Annotated in this window: 16 protein-coding genes; 7 read left to right on the top strand and 9 right to left on the bottom strand. The window is 61.1% G+C overall.

What is annotated here, in order from left to right; all coding sequences use genetic code 11:
- Positions 1–286 precede the first annotated feature (286 nt).
- Together ABIE40_RS11180 and ABIE40_RS11185 are read left to right on the top strand one after the other, a co-directional pair.
- Positions 287–1285, top strand: a complete 999-nt coding sequence (locus ABIE40_RS11180; protein ID WP_199629104.1) for a glycine betaine ABC transporter substrate-binding protein — start codon at positions 287–289, stop codon at positions 1283–1285.
- Between the two features lie 98 nt (positions 1286–1383).
- Complete coding sequence (locus ABIE40_RS11185; protein ID WP_199629105.1) at positions 1384–1734, top strand: hypothetical protein; 351 nt, start codon at positions 1384–1386, stop codon at positions 1732–1734.
- A 3-nt stretch (positions 1735–1737) separates the two neighbouring features.
- Here ABIE40_RS11185 and ABIE40_RS11190 read toward each other — a convergent pair whose 3' ends face one another.
- Positions 1738–1893: an entericidin domain-containing protein gene (locus ABIE40_RS11190; RefSeq protein ID WP_112715239.1), complete on the bottom strand. Its 156-nt coding sequence runs from the start codon at positions 1891–1893 to the stop codon at positions 1738–1740.
- Between the two features lie 97 nt (positions 1894–1990).
- The gene (locus ABIE40_RS11195) at positions 1991–2932 is read right to left on the bottom strand and encodes a LysR family transcriptional regulator (protein WP_199629106.1); all 942 of its coding nucleotides are present in this window, start codon (positions 2930–2932) and stop codon (positions 1991–1993) included.
- A gap of 70 nt (positions 2933–3002) precedes the next feature.
- Here ABIE40_RS11195 and ABIE40_RS11200 point away from each other — a divergent pair, with 70 nt between their 5' ends.
- The 3 genes from ABIE40_RS11200 (at position 3003) to ABIE40_RS11210 (ending at position 4795) form a co-directional block, all read left to right on the top strand.
- The gene (locus tag ABIE40_RS11200) at positions 3003–3224 is read left to right on the top strand and encodes a hypothetical protein (protein WP_199629107.1); all 222 of its coding nucleotides are present in this window, start codon (positions 3003–3005) and stop codon (positions 3222–3224) included.
- A 63-nt stretch (positions 3225–3287) separates the two neighbouring features.
- Positions 3288–3482 carry a hypothetical protein gene (locus ABIE40_RS11205; RefSeq protein ID WP_112715245.1) on the top strand — a complete coding sequence of 65 codons (195 nt, stop codon included), beginning with the start codon at positions 3288–3290 and terminating at the stop codon, positions 3480–3482.
- A gap of 293 nt (positions 3483–3775) precedes the next feature.
- Positions 3776–4795, top strand: coding sequence for a GlxA family transcriptional regulator (locus tag ABIE40_RS11210; protein WP_112715247.1), 1020 nt, complete (start codon positions 3776–3778; stop codon positions 4793–4795).
- 31 nt (positions 4796–4826) lie between these two features.
- Here the strand turns inward: ABIE40_RS11210 and ABIE40_RS11215 are convergent, their stop codons facing one another.
- From ABIE40_RS11215 to ABIE40_RS11245, 7 genes are all read right to left on the bottom strand, one after another.
- Entirely contained in the window at positions 4827–6158 is a 1332-nt protein-coding gene (locus ABIE40_RS11215; RefSeq protein ID WP_199629108.1) for a GGDEF domain-containing response regulator, read from the bottom strand.
- Between the two features lie 209 nt (positions 6159–6367).
- Positions 6368–7198, bottom strand: coding sequence for a response regulator (locus ABIE40_RS11220; protein ID WP_112715251.1), 831 nt, complete (start codon positions 7196–7198; stop codon positions 6368–6370).
- Positions 7199–7412: 214 nt separating this feature from the next.
- Complete coding sequence (locus ABIE40_RS11225) at positions 7413–7676, bottom strand: hypothetical protein (RefSeq protein ID WP_112715253.1); 264 nt, start codon at positions 7674–7676, stop codon at positions 7413–7415.
- A 122-nt stretch (positions 7677–7798) separates the two neighbouring features.
- On the bottom strand, positions 7799–10378 hold the full coding sequence (locus ABIE40_RS11230; RefSeq protein ID WP_199629263.1) for a mechanosensitive ion channel family protein: 2580 nt from the start codon (positions 10376–10378) through the stop codon (positions 7799–7801).
- Between the two features lie 128 nt (positions 10379–10506).
- Complete coding sequence (locus ABIE40_RS11235) at positions 10507–11058, bottom strand: DUF924 family protein (protein ID WP_199629109.1); 552 nt, start codon at positions 11056–11058, stop codon at positions 10507–10509.
- A 29-nt stretch (positions 11059–11087) separates the two neighbouring features.
- On the bottom strand, positions 11088–12143 hold the full coding sequence (locus ABIE40_RS11240; RefSeq protein ID WP_112715257.1) for a sensor histidine kinase: 1056 nt from the start codon (positions 12141–12143) through the stop codon (positions 11088–11090).
- Positions 12144–12418: 275 nt separating this feature from the next.
- Positions 12419–13867, bottom strand: coding sequence for a DHA2 family efflux MFS transporter permease subunit (locus ABIE40_RS11245; protein ID WP_199629110.1), 1449 nt, complete (start codon positions 13865–13867; stop codon positions 12419–12421).
- A 218-nt stretch (positions 13868–14085) separates the two neighbouring features.
- Here ABIE40_RS11245 and ABIE40_RS11250 point away from each other — a divergent pair, with 218 nt between their 5' ends.
- Both ABIE40_RS11250 and ABIE40_RS11255 read left to right on the top strand, forming a co-directional pair.
- Positions 14086–14346: a hypothetical protein gene (locus ABIE40_RS11250; protein WP_112715261.1), complete on the top strand. Its 261-nt coding sequence runs from the start codon at positions 14086–14088 to the stop codon at positions 14344–14346.
- Positions 14347–14456: 110 nt separating this feature from the next.
- On the top strand, positions 14457–15392 hold the full coding sequence (locus ABIE40_RS11255) for a DMT family transporter (protein ID WP_130278078.1): 936 nt from the start codon (positions 14457–14459) through the stop codon (positions 15390–15392).
- Positions 15393–15451 lie beyond the last annotated feature (59 nt).

Here is a 15451-nt window from a genome sequence, read left to right on the forward strand (position 1 = left end):
GCGGTTTGTCCCCCGCCGTGGTTACACTGATAGCGCGACATTCTTACCGGAGAGTTATTGAGCTCTTAAGCAAAGATGAATTTCGACCTTTTTTGAACTTTTATTGACCGCGACGCGAAACCGACTCCTGCACTCACCTAACGGAAAGCTGTGCGAACCCGTAATATTAGCCAATACAAATCAAATATTTAGCCCAGAAAAATTCAACCTGAGAAAGTTGATCTCAACCTTTTCGGCATTACCATCGACAAAATAAAAAATCACAAGTGGAACAAAGGAAGCGCAGATGAAGGCCGCATTGAGAATGCTGTTCCTGTCAGCCATGGCCTGGGCCTGCGCTTCAGCTGCCGTAGCGGCAGGTTGCGGCGCGGTGACGATCGCCGAGATGAAGTGGGGGTCGGCTGCGATCGCTGCCAATTTCGACAAGATCATCCTGGAGGCCGGCTACGGCTGCAGCGTCGAGATCGTCCCCGGCGATACCATGCCGACTTTCGCATCCATGGATGGCAAGGGCACGCCCGACGTCGCGCCCGAGCTTTGGGTCAAGGGCGTCGAGATCGAGCTATCCAAGGCGATCGCCGCCGGGCGGCTGGTCGAGGGCGCCGAGATCCTCGCCGATGGCGCGGTCGAGGGCTGGTGGATCCCGAAATTCGTTGCCGATGCCAATCCCTCGATCAGGACGATCGAGGATGCGCTGGCAAGGCCCGATCTGTTCCCCGATGAGAACGACCCCGCAAAAGGCGCGGTCTTCAATTGCCCGACGGGATGGAGCTGCAAGATCACCACGCAGAATCTGTTCAAGGCCTACTATGCCGAAGCCAAGGGCTTCAACCTGATCAGCGCCGATACGCCGAAAGACCTGGACGCCTCGATCGCCGATGCCTTCGAGCGCAAGCGCGGCTGGCTCGGCTACTACTGGGCGCCGACCGCCCTCATCGGAAAATACGACATGATCCGCCTCGGCATGGGCGTTCCATATAGCGAGATGGAGTGGAACACCTGCACGGCGGTCTCCGGCTGCGCCCGCCCGCGGCGCAATGCATACCCGACCTCGCAGGGCGTCACCGTCACCACGAAGGCCTTTGCCGATCGCGCCGGCCCGGCAATGGACTACCTGCGCAAGCGCAGCTGGGATAACGGCACGATCAACGACGTCCTCGCCTGGCAGGACGAGCACAGCGAAAGCAGCCGGAACGCCGCCGTCTATTTCCTGGAGAACTATCCGCAGCTCTGGACCACCTGGGTTCCCGAAGAGATCGCGGCACGGGTCAAGCGGGCGCTCTAAGGCGCTGCAAGCTTCGCGAAGGCCAGAGCGGGCAAAAGGAAGAACCGATAACGACCGCGCCTCTGTTGCGCGCCAAAACGATTTTCTTGAGGTACCCGATGACCCCAGCCGCTTCCTTCCCCGATCGCGAAACCGTTGCTCAGAAGTTTGCCGGCGCCAGTGAGGCCGACAAGTCCTATATCGAACTGCTGATGGAAAACGTCGCGCAGGACGACAATCTGGTCGATGGCCTGCACCGCTATCTCGATCTCTCCGCGGAGAGCCGCTTCCTGAATTCGCTGAAGCTTGAGACGACGGGCACATGGATCGGCACGGCTGCACCTGCCCGTCTTCAGATCCGGCTGATGGAGGCCGCCAAGTCGAGCCAGCATCCGGCCTATCAGGCCTTCCGCAATGGTCTCTCCCGCTCCGGCGGCCTCGAAAAGGCTTATCCGGCAGCCAAGATCTGATCGTTAATGGCGCGCCGCGCGGTCAACCGAGCGGCCGGCATCCTGCGTGGCGTTGACGGCGTTGGCCGTATCGCGACCCATGCCGCGGATCGTGTTGCCGCAGGAAGACAGGGCGAGCAGAAGCAGGAAGGCAGCACCGATTTTGGCTGTCGTCGTCATTTTGGAAATCCTTTGCAAATATGACCTCTCCGAAGCGGCGGGCGCCGCTCCGGGCGATTAACGCACCAAAGCCAAAAAGGTTCACGCCAATAATGGCTTAGGCGGCAGCAGCCTTGGCTTTTTCTGCAAAGGCATGACGGATGCTGTCGGCAACCGCCTGCATCGGACCGGAAAGCTGCGATGCCGTCAGCAGCCGGATTTCGAAGGAGCCGAGTTCCGGCAAACCTTCCTGAGCGCCGAGGATCACCATGTCTTCGCTGACATAGGAGCGCGGCAGCGGCGCGATCGCCAGATCGGACACCACGGCAGCGCGCTGCGCCATCGTGTGACCGCTGAGATAGGCGACGCGATAGGGCCGCTTGTTGCGCTCGAGCTGCGCCAACGCTTCCTGGCGCCAGATGCAGCCCTCTTCCCAGATCGAGATCGGCAGCGGCTCCTTGCGATGCGCCGTGCCGCACTTGGCGCCGGCCCAGACGAGCTTCTCGCGATAGACGATCTCGCCGCCAGTCGGGAAAGGCCTGGTCGCGAAATTGACGAGCGCCAGATCGAGGCGCTGCTCTTCCATCCGCTTTTTCAAGCCGATGCTCATGTCGATCGTCACATCGACCATGATGCCGGGATAGCTCTCCGCAAAACTCTTCAGAATGCTCGGCAGCAGCCGCTCGCCGATATCTTCAGGTGCGCCGAGACGGACGACGCCGCTAAGTTCGGGCATGATGAAGCGCGAGACGGCTTCATTGGAGAGCGCCAGGATATTGCGCGCGTAGGTCAACAGCAGCTCGCCATGCTGCGTCAGCGTCACCGAGCGCGCGTCGCGCATGAACAGCGTCGCGCCGAGCTGTTCCTCGAGCTTCTTGATCTGCATGGAGACGGCCGACGGCGTCCTGAACACCGCTTCGGCCGCAGTCGAAAAATTGCCGGTTTCCGCGATTGCCACGAAGGTGCGCAGAACGTCGTTATCGAGAAGCGGGATAGGCCTGCGAAAGGGCATCGTCATCGGCGCATCTTTCAATTTTTCTGAATTTAAACACCATATCATTTCGTTTGTTTGAAAGTCAATCGAACCTTATATTTTACTCATGGCTGAAACACGAACACAGGAGGCCATGATGACTGACACTGTACAGACCGCAATTGACGCCTTCTTCGCGCTCCGCTCGCGGCAGATCCAGCGCACCGCCTGGAACAACACGATGCGCCAGATGACGGCCCTGCCCCATCACCTGATCGCCGATGTCGATCCTTACGCAGCCGCCGCAGCCGAGCGTGAGCTGATGACGAAGAGCTTCAACAAAACTGATGATATCCATAAAATCAATTCGTTTGATTGATGGATAGCAAGATCTAATATGTGGAACAGGCGCAACACGCCTGACGAACAAAGGACGAGGACAATGACCACCATCACCTATCGCGAGAGCAAGAGCTCATCCGGCCTGCATTTCGACGTAGGCAGCCTTCTTCAGAAGGTTTCGCACTCCTGGCAGCAGTGGCAGGCAGCGCGTGAAATCGAATCCATGCCGTTCGACATCCGCAAGGACGTAGGTTACCCGTCGGCAGAAGCCGCGGACGAACGCAAGGTTATGTAATGAATGCGACATACCTCCCAGCGTGAGGGCGGCGTCCTGCCACTGGCAGCGCCGCCCTCATCGTTTCCGGGCGGCAAAATTTAATCTTGAATTTCAGAAGCATATATTTGAAAGCAGTTTCACCGCGCGACTTTTGACCCTCGCTTTGGGCAATTGACGGAGACCCTTTCCGACAATGTCGCAAAATTGCTCTTACTAGCCGCATATTTCCATGCGAATGTCGCTTTTGGAACATCTAGGCGACGCATTTCAGGCAACCAATATGCATCGCCCTCCAGCATGGATTTTGCTCAATGAACAAGATGCTGACCAAGAAGCGCTCTCTCGTCTTCTTTATGGTTCCCCAGTTCACCATGCTGCCGTTCTCGGCGGCGATCGACACACTGCGCATCGCCAACCGTATGCTCGGCTATCAGGCTTACACCTGGCGCCTCACCTCGGTCGACGGCAACAAGGTCTATTCTTCCTGCGGCATCGGCGTCGAGGCCAATTCCTCGCTGGCCGAGGAACGCCGTCATCTCGGCGGCGAGAACCGCCCGAGCATGGTGCTCGTCTGTTCCGGCATCGATGTCGAGGACTTCAACAACAAGTCGGTCAACGCCTGGCTGCGTGAAAGCTATAACCGCGGCGTCGCCGTCGGCAGTCTCTGTACGGGCGCGCATCTGCTTGCTCAGGCAGGGCTCCTGAATGGCAAGCGTTGCGCGATCCACTGGGAAAACCTGCCGGGCTTCTCCGAAGCCTTCCCGCAGGCCGAGGTCTATGCCGATCTCTATGAAGTGGACAGCAATCTCTATACCTGCGCCGGCGGCACCGCCTCGCTCGACATGATGCTGAACCTCGTCGGCCAGGATTTCGGCGAGAGCCTCGTCAACCGCATCTGCGAGCAGCACCTGACGGACCGCGTCCGCAGCCCGCATGACCGCCAGCGCCTGCCGCTGCGCGCCCGCCTCGGCGTCCAGAACGCCAAGGTGCTGTCGATCATCGAATTGATGGAAGGCAATCTCGCCGAGCCGCTGTCGCTGCTGGAGATCGCCGATGGCGCCGGCCTGTCGCGCCGCCAGATCGAGCGCCTGTTCCGCCAGGAAATGGGCCGTTCGCCTGCCCGCTACTATCTCGAAATCCGCCTCGACCGCGCCCGCCATCTCCTGGTGCAGTCGTCGATGCCTGTCGTCGAAGTGGCCGTCGCCTGTGGCTTCGTCTCCGCCTCGCACTTCTCCAAGTGTTATCGCGAACTCTATAACCGCTCGCCCCAGCAGGAGCGTGCCGAACGCAAGATGACCATGGCAACGGCGCGCCAGGCGCTGGCGGCCTGAAAATAGCGGGATTGGACATTCGGAGCGGCGCCTACTGCGCCGCTTCTTCCGTCATGCGGGCATCCGAATAAACCATGTTCCGGCCCTTGTGCTTGGCCATGTAGAGGAACTGGTCCGCAGCGTTCAGATAATTTTCGAAGGTCTCGTAGCCGGCAATTTCGGCAACGCCGATGGAGACCGTCACCGACAGCTCCTCGTCGTCGGCCGAAACCTTCAGACGCGACAGATCCGAGCGCACTTCGTCGCAAAGCTTCGTCGCCGCCTGCGAATCCATCATCGGGAAGAGAATGGCGAATTCCTCGCCGCCGAGACGCGACAGAAGATTGTCGCTGCCCTCGAAGATCGTCGCCAGCCGCGCGGCCACCGCGATCAGCACCTTGTCGCCGATCTCGTGACCATAGGTATCGTTCAGCCGCTTGAAATGGTCGATGTCGAGAATGGCGACCGAGCTCGCCGACTTCTGCCGCAGACATTCGTTCACGACCTTCGGGCCGTAATCGTAGAAATAGCGCCGGTTATAGAGACCCGTCAGATAATCGCAGGCGGCGGCAGCGCGCAGCTGCTTCATCTGCGTCAGCGTCTCGACATTGTTGGCGATACGGCACTGCAGCTCCTCGGCCACGAAGGGCCGGTAGACGAAATCGCTCGCCCCGGCCTTCAGGAAACTCGCCGAGAGCATCCTGTCGTTGGACGAGGACACACCGATCACCCGGATCCTGTCGGAACCGAAACGGTGACGGATGCGCCGCGTCAGCTCATAGCCACTCATGTCGGGCATGTGATGATCAGTCACCACCAGCTCGATATCGCTGTATGCCTCCAGCGCTGCCAACGCTTCGAGGCCGGAATTGGCTTCGACCACCATATATTGCTGCGCCGTCAGGAGATCGACCAGCACTTGACGCGCCGATGCGACGTCATCGACGACAAGCACCCGCGTCTTGCGATTGGTAATCGCCCGGCGGACGGTCGAGACCAGATTGTCGAGCGCGAATTCATTGTCCTTGAGCACATAGTCGATGACATTGCGCTCCATGATCCGGTTGCGCGTCTCGAGATCGAATGTCGCGGTAAAGACGATTGCCGGGATCTTGTGCTCGATCGCGCAGTCCAGCGCCTCGCCATAGGGCGCATCCGGCAGATTGAGATCGACGACGGCCATTGTGTAGCCGTGCGAATCCTGGGCCAGCGCCTCCTGCAGCGCCTTGAGCGAGGGACAGGCTTTGACGTTCAGGCCGAGCTCCGTCTGGAAGCGATGGCACAAAACGGCGGAAAACATGCGGGAATCTTCAACCAGCAGTATCTTATGGCCGCCGAAACGCGGCGCGGAACTGTCCCGATTGAAATCCGCCTGGAAAGCCATTCAGTCCCCTACTCCCCGTGCTGCAAGAGAGAGTCGAATCGACTCTTTCCACAACGGCTCGGACGATAGCGGACACACCCAATTGGGTGAAGAGCCAAGCGGGCTCTAAAATAACCTGAAATTGCAAAAATTCGACTTCTCTTAACAACGGAAGCAGGGCCCTCGTTCATCCGGGGGCCCTCCACAATCCGTCATGGAAGATTGTCGAACTATGCAACCGCTCGCTCTCGCTTCATCGTCTTGATCTGCAGCAAAGTGTCGAGGTTCTGATTGACGCGGCAATAGAACTCCTCGTCGATGAACGGGCGCAGCATGAAATCGTTCCCGCCGGCCTTCAGGAAGCGGGCAGAAAGCAGCCGGTTCGAAGAGGAGGAAACGCCGATGATGCGCAGTTCATGCGAGCCGATATTGGCGCGGATCCGGCGTGTCAGCTCGAAGCCGTCGATATCGGGCATGTTGTAGTCGGTGACCATCAGGCCGATGTCGCGATTGGCCTTGAGGATTTCGAGCGCCTTGGCGCCGCTTTCGGCAACGCTGACGCGGAAATTATAGCGCTTCAGGCGGCTGGAGAGTAGCGCGCGGGCCGTCGCGCTGTCATCGACGATCAGCACGTGATGGCGCTTGTTGGTGAGGAAACGGCAGATCGATTCCGACAGGAGATCGACGGCGAAGACATTGTCCTTGAGGATATAGTCGACGATGTCCTTGGCCATCAGCTCGTCACGCAGGGTCTCGTTGAACGTGCCGGTGAAGACGATGGTCGGAATGCTGAGATCGACCAGATATTCCAGTGCCTCGCCCTTTTCGGCGCCCGGCAGGTTGATATTGGAGATCGCCAGCGTGATCGGATCGGACGACTTGTCGTAGGCGAGCTGCAGCTCCTCGAAGTCACGGCATACTTCGACCGTGATGTCGAACAGCTCCTTAAGCCGCTTGCTGACCATCGACGTGAAGACGTTGGAATCCTCGGCAAGAATAATACGCGCACCCGCAAACATTTCGCCGGAATATTGCATTCCCGAAATACCTAAAAACGACATAGCAAACCTTTGAATGAAAATGTGCCCCTCGATGGGACAGATATATCAATTCATTTGAATAATTATTAATCGAACGCCCCGGAAAACCGCCCGGAAGTTCTTGCAGCGCCCGCCCAATACCTTCTTTTGCTTATGCTTAAAAGATTATGCGCAAGCGCCCGCAAGGGCTGCGTAGGCCGCAAGCCGCCACAACCCCTTTCCGGGCGCAAGCGCTTTACTTAATGACCGCCGAACCCTTGACGATCTCGATCGTCTCGCCGCCATCGAGGCCGATGCGATCGCCGTCGGGCGTCGTCATGAAACAGCCGGATGCGCAGAGGTTTTCGGAAGCGCCGCTATCGACGACGATCTCCACCTTGTTGCCGCCCTCGGTGATGACGAGGACCACCGCGGCTGGGTCTGTATTGGTGATGGTCGCCGCTGATGCGCCCCAGGCGGCGAAGAGGGAAAGAAGCAGTCCGGCGGCAAGTCTTGCCATTCGTAACGGCGCGTTGACGCGCCCTCCCCAGGAGCATATCGGCGCTGCTGCCCCCAGCAGCGAAAACCCGATTACCCGAACCTTATAGCCGGCCGCCCGTGAACGGCCGCTGAATAAGGCCCTTAGCCCTTGAGCTTGCCATCGGCTGTCTTGCCGCGCAACTGGCGTACCTGGCCGCCCTCTTCCTTTGTCTCGTTATCCTTAGGATTTTCTTCCGGCTCGTCCTTCGCATGGATGAGCGGCGGCGTCGCATTGTCGCGATGATAGGTGATGTCGCTCTGCGGCAGCGGGATCTCGATCCCCTCCTCACGGAAGCGCCGCAGGATGGCGATACGCAGCCCGTTGCGCACCTTCAGGCCGTCGCCCATATCGGCCAGCATGAAGCGCAGTTCGAAATCCAGCGAATAGGTGCCGAAGCGCAGGAACTCGACATGCGGCTCGGGATTGCGCAGCACCTGCGGCACGGCGTTGACGAGCTCGAGCAGGATATCCATCACCTTCTGCGGATCGGCATCGTAGCTGACGGAGACCGGAATTTCCGAACGGCCGACCTTGTTGCGATGCGTCCAGTTGCCGACGGCAGCGTTGATCAGCTCCGAGTTCGGCACGATGATCGACTGCTTGCGGAAGGTCTCGATCTCGGTCGCGCGCACCGAGATGCGGGTGACGATACCTTCGGCCGTTCCCGATACGACGTGGTCGCCGACCTTGAAGGGACGCTCGACCAGCAGGATAAGGCCAGAGACGAAGTTCGAAACGATATTCTGCAGGCCAAAACCGATACCGACCGACAGGGCCGAGGCGACGAGCGCGAAGCTCGACAGGTCGATACCGGCAGCGGAAACACCGATGATGGCGGCAACGCCGACGCCGAGATAGCCGATGCCCGTCTTGACCGAATTGCGCACGCCGAGATCGACATGGCTGCGCGCCATGACATTGCCGTCGAGCCAGCGTTGGATCCAGCGCGTGACGAGATAACCGCCGGCAAAGAGCAGGATGCCTGTGAAGATGCCGACCAGCGAGATGCTGATGCCGCCGAGACGAACCTCGGTGAACAGCCGGTAGGCGATCTGCTGCAGATCCTGGATGTGGAAGCCCCAGAGCAGCAGTACCAGCGGAATGCCGGTCATCAACGCCACGGCGTAGATCGCCAGGCCAACGGCGAGCCCCGCCTGGTCGACGGCAACAGGACCAAGCTTGAAACGCTGCATCAGGAAGCGGCCGATGAAAGTCTCGCCGAAGGTCTCGGTCTTCGAGATCGCCTTGCCCGACAGGAGGCCGATATAGGTGGTGACGACGATGGCGCCGGTGATGATCAGCTGCGTGGCGACGAAACGCGCCAGACCGACATAGCCCGTCAGCGCCGTGATGATCAGGCCGGCACCGAGCACCCGGAGGATGATCGCCATGCCGCGCGGCCAGCGGCGGCCGGGCGCATCCGGATCGCCGCTGCGGGCCAGCATCGGGCGGCCGAAGGAGGCGGCAATCAGGATCAGGCCGATAATCATCGACGCAATCAGGCTGCGGACCACCGTCAGCACCAGCGGCGATCCCATCGCCTCACCGATGCTGCCGAAGAAATAGTCGAGCGCGTTGACGATCGCCATTGCCAGCAGGCAGGCGCCGATCGACTGCGCGCCGCGATTGGAGAGGCGCACCAGGCGCCAGTGCGGCTCACCCGGCGCAAAGACGGCATTGGTGAAGCGCCGCACGAAATAGATGAGCCCGATCGCCGCAAACAGCGCCGCGACAACAGGCGCGATGTCGGGCCTCAGCACATTGAAACTGTCGAGGAAGAAATAGGAGGTGACGAGCAGCACGACGAGCGACGAGGTGCGGATGACGGTCGCCCAGAAGGCGATCGACAGGCGGCTGATATAGCTCGGCTGCTCGATGCTGTCGTCGCGCCTCAGATACCGGCCGAAAATCCGGTAGCCGCCGGAAAGCAGGATGAGCGCGGTCGCCAGCGACAGGAACAGCGCCGTAAACATCGGCAGTCTCTTGAACTTCCAGACGAAGACCAGCCAACTTGTCAGCGCGTCATTGAATTTCCCGACTTCGACCAGGAACGAACTCCCGGCATCGTCGAGCACCGACATCGAAACATCGGTCCGGCGCAATAGCGTCGCGGCAAACAGCCGGCGGCGGGTCTCGGCGACCTGATTGGTCAGCTTGTTGATCGCCATCGAGAGGTTTTCGGCATCGCCGGTCACCGCGTTGATCTGCGACCGCTCGGCCGTCAGCGCATTGCGCTCGTTGGTGACGATCTCGGCTTCCGGCGGTTGCCCGTCCTTCGGCGGCTCGCCGATCTCGGCCAGGCGGTTCTTGATCTGATCGAAACGCGGGCGAAGACCGACGGATGTCGCGATCACACCGCGGCCAAGCTCATCGACCTGACCGGCAAGCGTCACCAGCGCGTCGTCATCGCCGGCATTGGTCTTGGCGCTTTCCTGATAGGCGGCAAGCTTCTTCTTGGCGCCCTCGATATCCTTCAGAGCCTGTTCGAGCCCGCTATTGGCAAGCGGAGCGTCAGCCTGCGGCGCAGCGGCTGCGGGAGCCGCGGCTGCTGGAGCAGGAGCGGCTGCAGGCGGGGCTGCCGGTGCTGGCGCCGGTTGCGCGGCGGGTGCCGGTGCGGCTGGCTGGGCGACCTGCGCCATCGGCACACCGGCGGATTGTGCCAGCGTCGCAATCGTCAGCATCACCAGAACGAGGCTTCGGAGCAGGAAATGAATGGGCCGCAAAATATCCCCGCAGGATTCTATCAATCAATGAGGCCGCTTCTTATCGCAAAGAAAGGCGACAGAAAGGCGGATGTGAAAATGCCCGGTCAGAAGCCGGAGCCGGGCTGCGCGAGATAGGCGAGTTCCGCTTCGCTCGAACTGCGCCCGACGATCGCATTGCGATGTGGAAAGCGCCCGTATTTGACGATCACCTCGCGGTGACGCCGCGCATAATCGGCATATTCGGCATCACCCAGCTCTTCGAACAGCGCCACCGAGCGATCCTGCTCGGCCAGCACTTCTGAATGCTCGAATGGCATGTAGAAAAAGCAGCGATGCGCCGCCGCAATCGCCTTGTCCGCGCCCGCCTCGATCGCGAGCTTCGCCTCCCGCAGTGCCAGCGCATCGGTCGCGAAGGCAAGCGGCGTGGCGCGGTAGATATTGCGGGGAAACTGGTCGAGGACGATGATCGCGGCCAGACGCTGCTCGGGCGTCGCCCGCCACGTCTCGACGCCGCCGCCGGCAAGCGTCAGATGCGTGTCGCGAAACCGCGCCATGATCTGCTCGTCCAGCGCCAGCGACGACCGGAACCACATGTCACGGCCACATTCTTCCAGCCAGAAGCGCAGCACCTCGTCAGGCGTACAGATTTTAGCCAAGCGTCCCTCCCCGGCGCTTCGTCAGCCGCTCAGCCGATCGAGAAGACAAGCGTTGCCCGCGTGCCACGATGTTCCCTGTCGTAGCCGAGCTCGGATTTCAGGCTAGCGGCCATCGCCGTCAGGATCTTCGTGCCGAGACCCGTGCCCTTTGCCGGACCGGCATGATCGAAACCGGCACCATCGTCCTCGACGATGACGCGCAGGAGATCATCGGTCTGGTCGATGATGACGCGAACCTCGCCCTCGATGCCGTCGCCATAGGCGTATTTGAAGGCATTGGTGACGAGCTCGCTGACGATAAGGCCGAGCGTGATGACCTTGTCGGTCGCCAGGTTGACCGGCTTTGCCGCCAACACCACCCGGTGCGGCCGCTTGTCGTCGCGCATCGACGCCTCGAGCTCGGTCAGCAGGCTGCCGAGATATTCGTCGATCTGCACGGTGCCGACCTGGCGGTTTGTATAGAGGCGGCGGTGGACGCTGGCGATCGCGTTGATGCGCATCTGCGTTTCCTGCAGCGCGTCGATCGCCACCTGGTCCGTCGTCATCGACGACTGCATGCGGATCAGCGCGCCGACGAGGCCGAGGCTATTGGCGATGCGGTGATTGACTTCAGCGAGCAGCATTTCGGCATGGTCACGCTGCTGGCGGATCACTTCCTGCGCCTGCGCCGTCTCGCGGCGGAAGCGTGCCCGCTCCAGCCCCTGTTCGAGGGCGGCGGCCAGAAGATCGAAATAGTCGTGCGAGATGCCCTTCAAAACGTAATCGTCAGCCCCCGCCTTCAGGGCGGCGACGGCAACGCTCGTATCACCGGACGCGGTGGCGTAGATGACGGGCGGATGATCCGGCAGTTCCATCAGCTTCGGCAGAATGTCGAGCCCGGTTTCGGCCTTGAGGAAGTGATCGAGGATGACCGCATCGATGCCGCCTTCGGCAACACGCTTCAGCCCTGTCGCGCCGTCTTCCGCCCATTCGACGGTAAAACCGCGCCGGGACAAATTGCGGCGCATCAGCATTGCGAGCGCATCGTCGTCATCGATGTAGAGGATGCGGATCGTCTTGCCCGCATCGACCGTGTCGTCACCCATTCCGCCTCCGGACTCTGCCTCGCAGCAACGTGGCTGCCTGGCGGCCGAATCGTCTGCTCTGGATTGTCGTATTGTATCGGTCATCGTGCGTAAACAGCAGCAAATCCGCCCCGTCCCCGGAAATATATCGACCGTCGAATTTCAAACGACACCATCTGCAATGTACCTTCACCTTGCGGTAGTATCCGCCAAGGCGCGATTAAGAATGAAAAGACACAAGAGGACGCACTAACCCGCGCGATAAACGCCGGTAAGTCCAAATGGTTCCATCGCAATCAGACTTTTTTTGAGTATCGCCGGTGCTTCGAAACCTCGGCACCCGCCTCCGGCGGCAGCTTGGCAAACCGCAGGCAGGACACGATGCCGATCAGCCCGACGGTCAGAAACGCCCAGCGGAAGTCCGAAAGCTCCGGCTGCGGCGCTGCACGGAAGGCCGCCGAAATGTTGAGCGCAGCCGCAGCGACAGCAACACCCAGCAGCAGCGATACCTGCTGCAGCATGCTCGACAGCGTCGAGGCGGAGCTGCGTTGCGCCGAATTGATATCGGCAAAGGCCAGCGTATTGAGCGCCGTGAATTCCATCGAGCGCGACAGACCGGCGATGAACAGCATGGCGTAGATCAGCACCTGCGGCGTGCTCTCGGTGAAGAAGCCGCAGACGATGATCGAGCCGGCCGCGATCAGGCCGTTGAACACCAGCACGTTGCGGAAGCCGAAGATCGCCAGCAGCGGCGTCGTCACCGTCTTCATCCCGAGATTGCCGAGGAAATAGACGAGCAGGTAGGCGCCCGCCGCAATCGAGCTCATCCCGAACCCGAGCTGGAAGAGCAGCGGCAGCAGAAACGGCGTCGCATTGATCGCCACCCGGCAGGCCGTTCCGGCATAGAGCGTCGAGAGCGCGAAGGTCTGCACCTTGAAGGCCGAGAGATCGAGCAGCGGGTTTTGCGCAACGAGGAAGTGACGCGTCGCGAGGTAGGAAAACAGCACGCCGCCGGCGAACATCGCGGCGACGGGCAGCATCCCGCCATGCCATTTGACCGAAATCTCCAGCGCCGTCAGCAGCAGTGTCAAGCCCAGAGCGCTGAGGATGAAGCCAAGGATATCGAGCCTGCCTGCTTCCTCTTCCTTCTGCTCCGGCACGAAGCGCATCACCAGGAACAGACCGATCAGGCCGATCGGAATGTTGATCAGGAAGTTCCAGTGCCAGCTGGCGTAGGTGGTGATGAAGCCGCCGAGCACAGGGCCGACGACGGGTGCCGTCAGCGCCGGCCAGGTGATCAGCGCGATCGCCTGCACAAGTTCCGACTTCCGGGCATTCTTCAGCACGATGATCCGCCCGACCGGCGTCATCAGCGCGCTGCCTGCGCCCTGGATGGCGCGGGCGATGATGAACTGCGTCAGGCTGCCGGAAAGGCCGCAAAGCAACGAGGCGCCGGTAAAGACGGCGATGGAAATCAGGAAGATGCGCCGCGCGCCAAAGCGGTCGCCGAGCCATCCAGACAGCGGAATGAAGGCGGAGCCGGTCAGCATGTAGACGGTGATGCCGATGCTCATAGACACCGGCTGCACCCCGAAGCTTGCCGCCATCTGCGGCAGCGACGTGGCGACGATCGTGCCGTCGAGGATCTGCATGAAGAAGGAAACGGCAACCACCAGCGCGACGATCTTCGCCTGGCGGGCGCTTGCCGCGTCGTCGATCTTGTCTGTCATGTCAGCCGGGGTCATCGAGAAGCCAATGCGATTGCGATTCCGTGGCGCCAGCGGCGGATGGCCCGGGGCGGACCGGCCGGCAAAAAGGGGATGACCGTGCATACGCCCCTTATCCGGCTTCGGAAAGGTCAAATCTTGCGTGATCGGTTCACTCTCTTTGGCACAAAATGCCCCGCCGGGCGTTTCATCGATCGTAAGGGCAAATCGCCCCCTTTTCGATTGAGGACATTTTCATGACGCCGGAAGACCGACGCGCCGTTTTCAGCCATCGCAAGATTGCAGCCACCGTCGAAGGAATGACCAAGGAAGACGGCAGCGACCTGCCGATCACGGGCAAATCGCTCGGCGACGCCATTCTCTTCGTCGTCGAGCAAGCCGCAACCGACGCCTCGAGCGTCCATATCGTCTATGGCGACAATGGCACGCTGAGCTACACCGACTGCCTGAGCATCTACCGCGAATATGGCGCCCAGCTGCGCAGCGAGGCCCGCTGAGCGCAGACAGCACCGCCGAAACGGCATGGCAGCTATTCGCCGCCGCCCCTGCCTGGGGCGGCATTTCCCGCGTATGGAAGGCTGCGATCCCTCTCACGCGATTCTATGTCATGCCCTCCTCTGCCTCGCCGCTTCGCGGCGTCCTCGTCGCGTTCGCGGCCTACGCCGTCTTTGCCTTCAGCGATGCGTCGATCAAGATCCTCCACGGTGCGATCCCCGCCTATCAGATTGCCTTTCTCGGCTGCGCTTTCGGCATCGTCGTCCTCCCCTTCATCAAGGGCAAGGATGACAGCTGGACGGATCTGGTGAAGACCTCGAACCGCACGCTCTGGATGCTGCGCTTTGCCTGCGGCGCGATCGGCGCCATCGCCTCGATCATCACCTTCACCAAGCTGCCGATGGCGGAAGCCTTCTGCCTGCTTTTCCTGCTCCCCTCTTTCGTCACTATCCTCTCGGTGATCTTCCTGAAGGAGGATGTCCGCTGGCAGCGCTGGACGGCCGTCATCGTCGGCTTCATCGGCGTGCTGATCGTGCTGCGCCCGGGCTTTCGCGAACTCTCCGTCGGCCATCTGGCAGCCGCGATCGGCGGCATCAGCGCCGCGATTTCGATCGTCATCCTGCGCGCCATGGGTCCGGCGGAAAAGCGCCTGTCGCTCTATGGCGCCGGCCTCCTGGGCACGCTGATCGTCAGCGGCCTGCTGATGGTCTCCAACATCGCCATCCCGACGGCACGCGAATGGTTCTTCATTGCGAGCTACGGCATTCTCGGCGCGATCGGCAACGTGCTGCTGATGACCGCCGCCCGCCTCGCTCCGGCCAATCTCGTGGCCCCGCCGCAATATAGCCAGATGATCTGGGCGATCGCCTTCGGCTACCTGATCTTCGACGACACGATCGACCTGCCGATGGCAGGCGGCATCGCGCTGATCATCTGCTCCGGCCTGCTGACTCTGGTGCGCGAGCGCAAGCGCGGGACGCCGCTGCCGACGGCCGTCGTCTCCTCCGACAACCAGGCGCCTGCGGTCACGACGGTCGCCACCGACTGAGCCGGTTTTGAAGCTCCGTGGCGGGAACAATCCGGGCATCGGCCTGTTCCCCCTAAGAG

The organism is Rhizobium sp. OAE497 (assembly GCF_040546565.1).
Taxonomy (GTDB): domain Bacteria; phylum Pseudomonadota; class Alphaproteobacteria; order Rhizobiales; family Rhizobiaceae; genus Rhizobium.

What these genes read in the sequence shown, in the direction of transcription:
- ABIE40_RS11180 (WP_199629104.1), top strand. Translation starts at nt 287, where the DNA reads ATGAAGGCCGCATTGAGAATGCTGTTCCTGTCAGCCATGGCCTGGGCC.
- ABIE40_RS11185 (WP_199629105.1), top strand. Translation starts at nt 1,384, where the DNA reads ATGACCCCAGCCGCTTCCTTCCCCGATCGCGAAACCGTTGCTCAGAAG.
- ABIE40_RS11190 (WP_112715239.1), bottom strand. Translation starts at nt 1,893, where the DNA reads ATGACGACGACAGCCAAAATCGGTGCTGCCTTCCTGCTTCTGCTCGCC.
- ABIE40_RS11195 (WP_199629106.1), bottom strand. Translation starts at nt 2,932, where the DNA reads ATGATATGGTGTTTAAATTCAGAAAAATTGAAAGATGCGCCGATGACG.
- ABIE40_RS11200 (WP_199629107.1), top strand. Translation starts at nt 3,003, where the DNA reads ATGACTGACACTGTACAGACCGCAATTGACGCCTTCTTCGCGCTCCGC.
- ABIE40_RS11205 (WP_112715245.1), top strand. Translation starts at nt 3,288, where the DNA reads ATGACCACCATCACCTATCGCGAGAGCAAGAGCTCATCCGGCCTGCAT.
- ABIE40_RS11210 (WP_112715247.1), top strand. Translation starts at nt 3,776, where the DNA reads ATGAACAAGATGCTGACCAAGAAGCGCTCTCTCGTCTTCTTTATGGTT.
- ABIE40_RS11215 (WP_199629108.1), bottom strand. Translation starts at nt 6,158, where the DNA reads ATGGCTTTCCAGGCGGATTTCAATCGGGACAGTTCCGCGCCGCGTTTC.
- ABIE40_RS11220 (WP_112715251.1), bottom strand. Translation starts at nt 7,198, where the DNA reads ATGTCGTTTTTAGGTATTTCGGGAATGCAATATTCCGGCGAAATGTTT.
- ABIE40_RS11225 (WP_112715253.1), bottom strand. Translation starts at nt 7,676, where the DNA reads ATGGCAAGACTTGCCGCCGGACTGCTTCTTTCCCTCTTCGCCGCCTGG.
- ABIE40_RS11230 (WP_199629263.1), bottom strand. Translation starts at nt 10,378, where the DNA reads ATGCTGACGATTGCGACGCTGGCACAATCCGCCGGTGTGCCGATGGCG.
- ABIE40_RS11240 (WP_112715257.1), bottom strand. Translation starts at nt 12,143, where the DNA reads ATGGGTGACGACACGGTCGATGCGGGCAAGACGATCCGCATCCTCTAC.
- ABIE40_RS11245 (WP_199629110.1), bottom strand. Translation starts at nt 13,867, where the DNA reads ATGACCCCGGCTGACATGACAGACAAGATCGACGACGCGGCAAGCGCC.
- ABIE40_RS11250 (WP_112715261.1), top strand. Translation starts at nt 14,086, where the DNA reads ATGACGCCGGAAGACCGACGCGCCGTTTTCAGCCATCGCAAGATTGCA.
- ABIE40_RS11255 (WP_130278078.1), top strand. Translation starts at nt 14,457, where the DNA reads ATGCCCTCCTCTGCCTCGCCGCTTCGCGGCGTCCTCGTCGCGTTCGCG.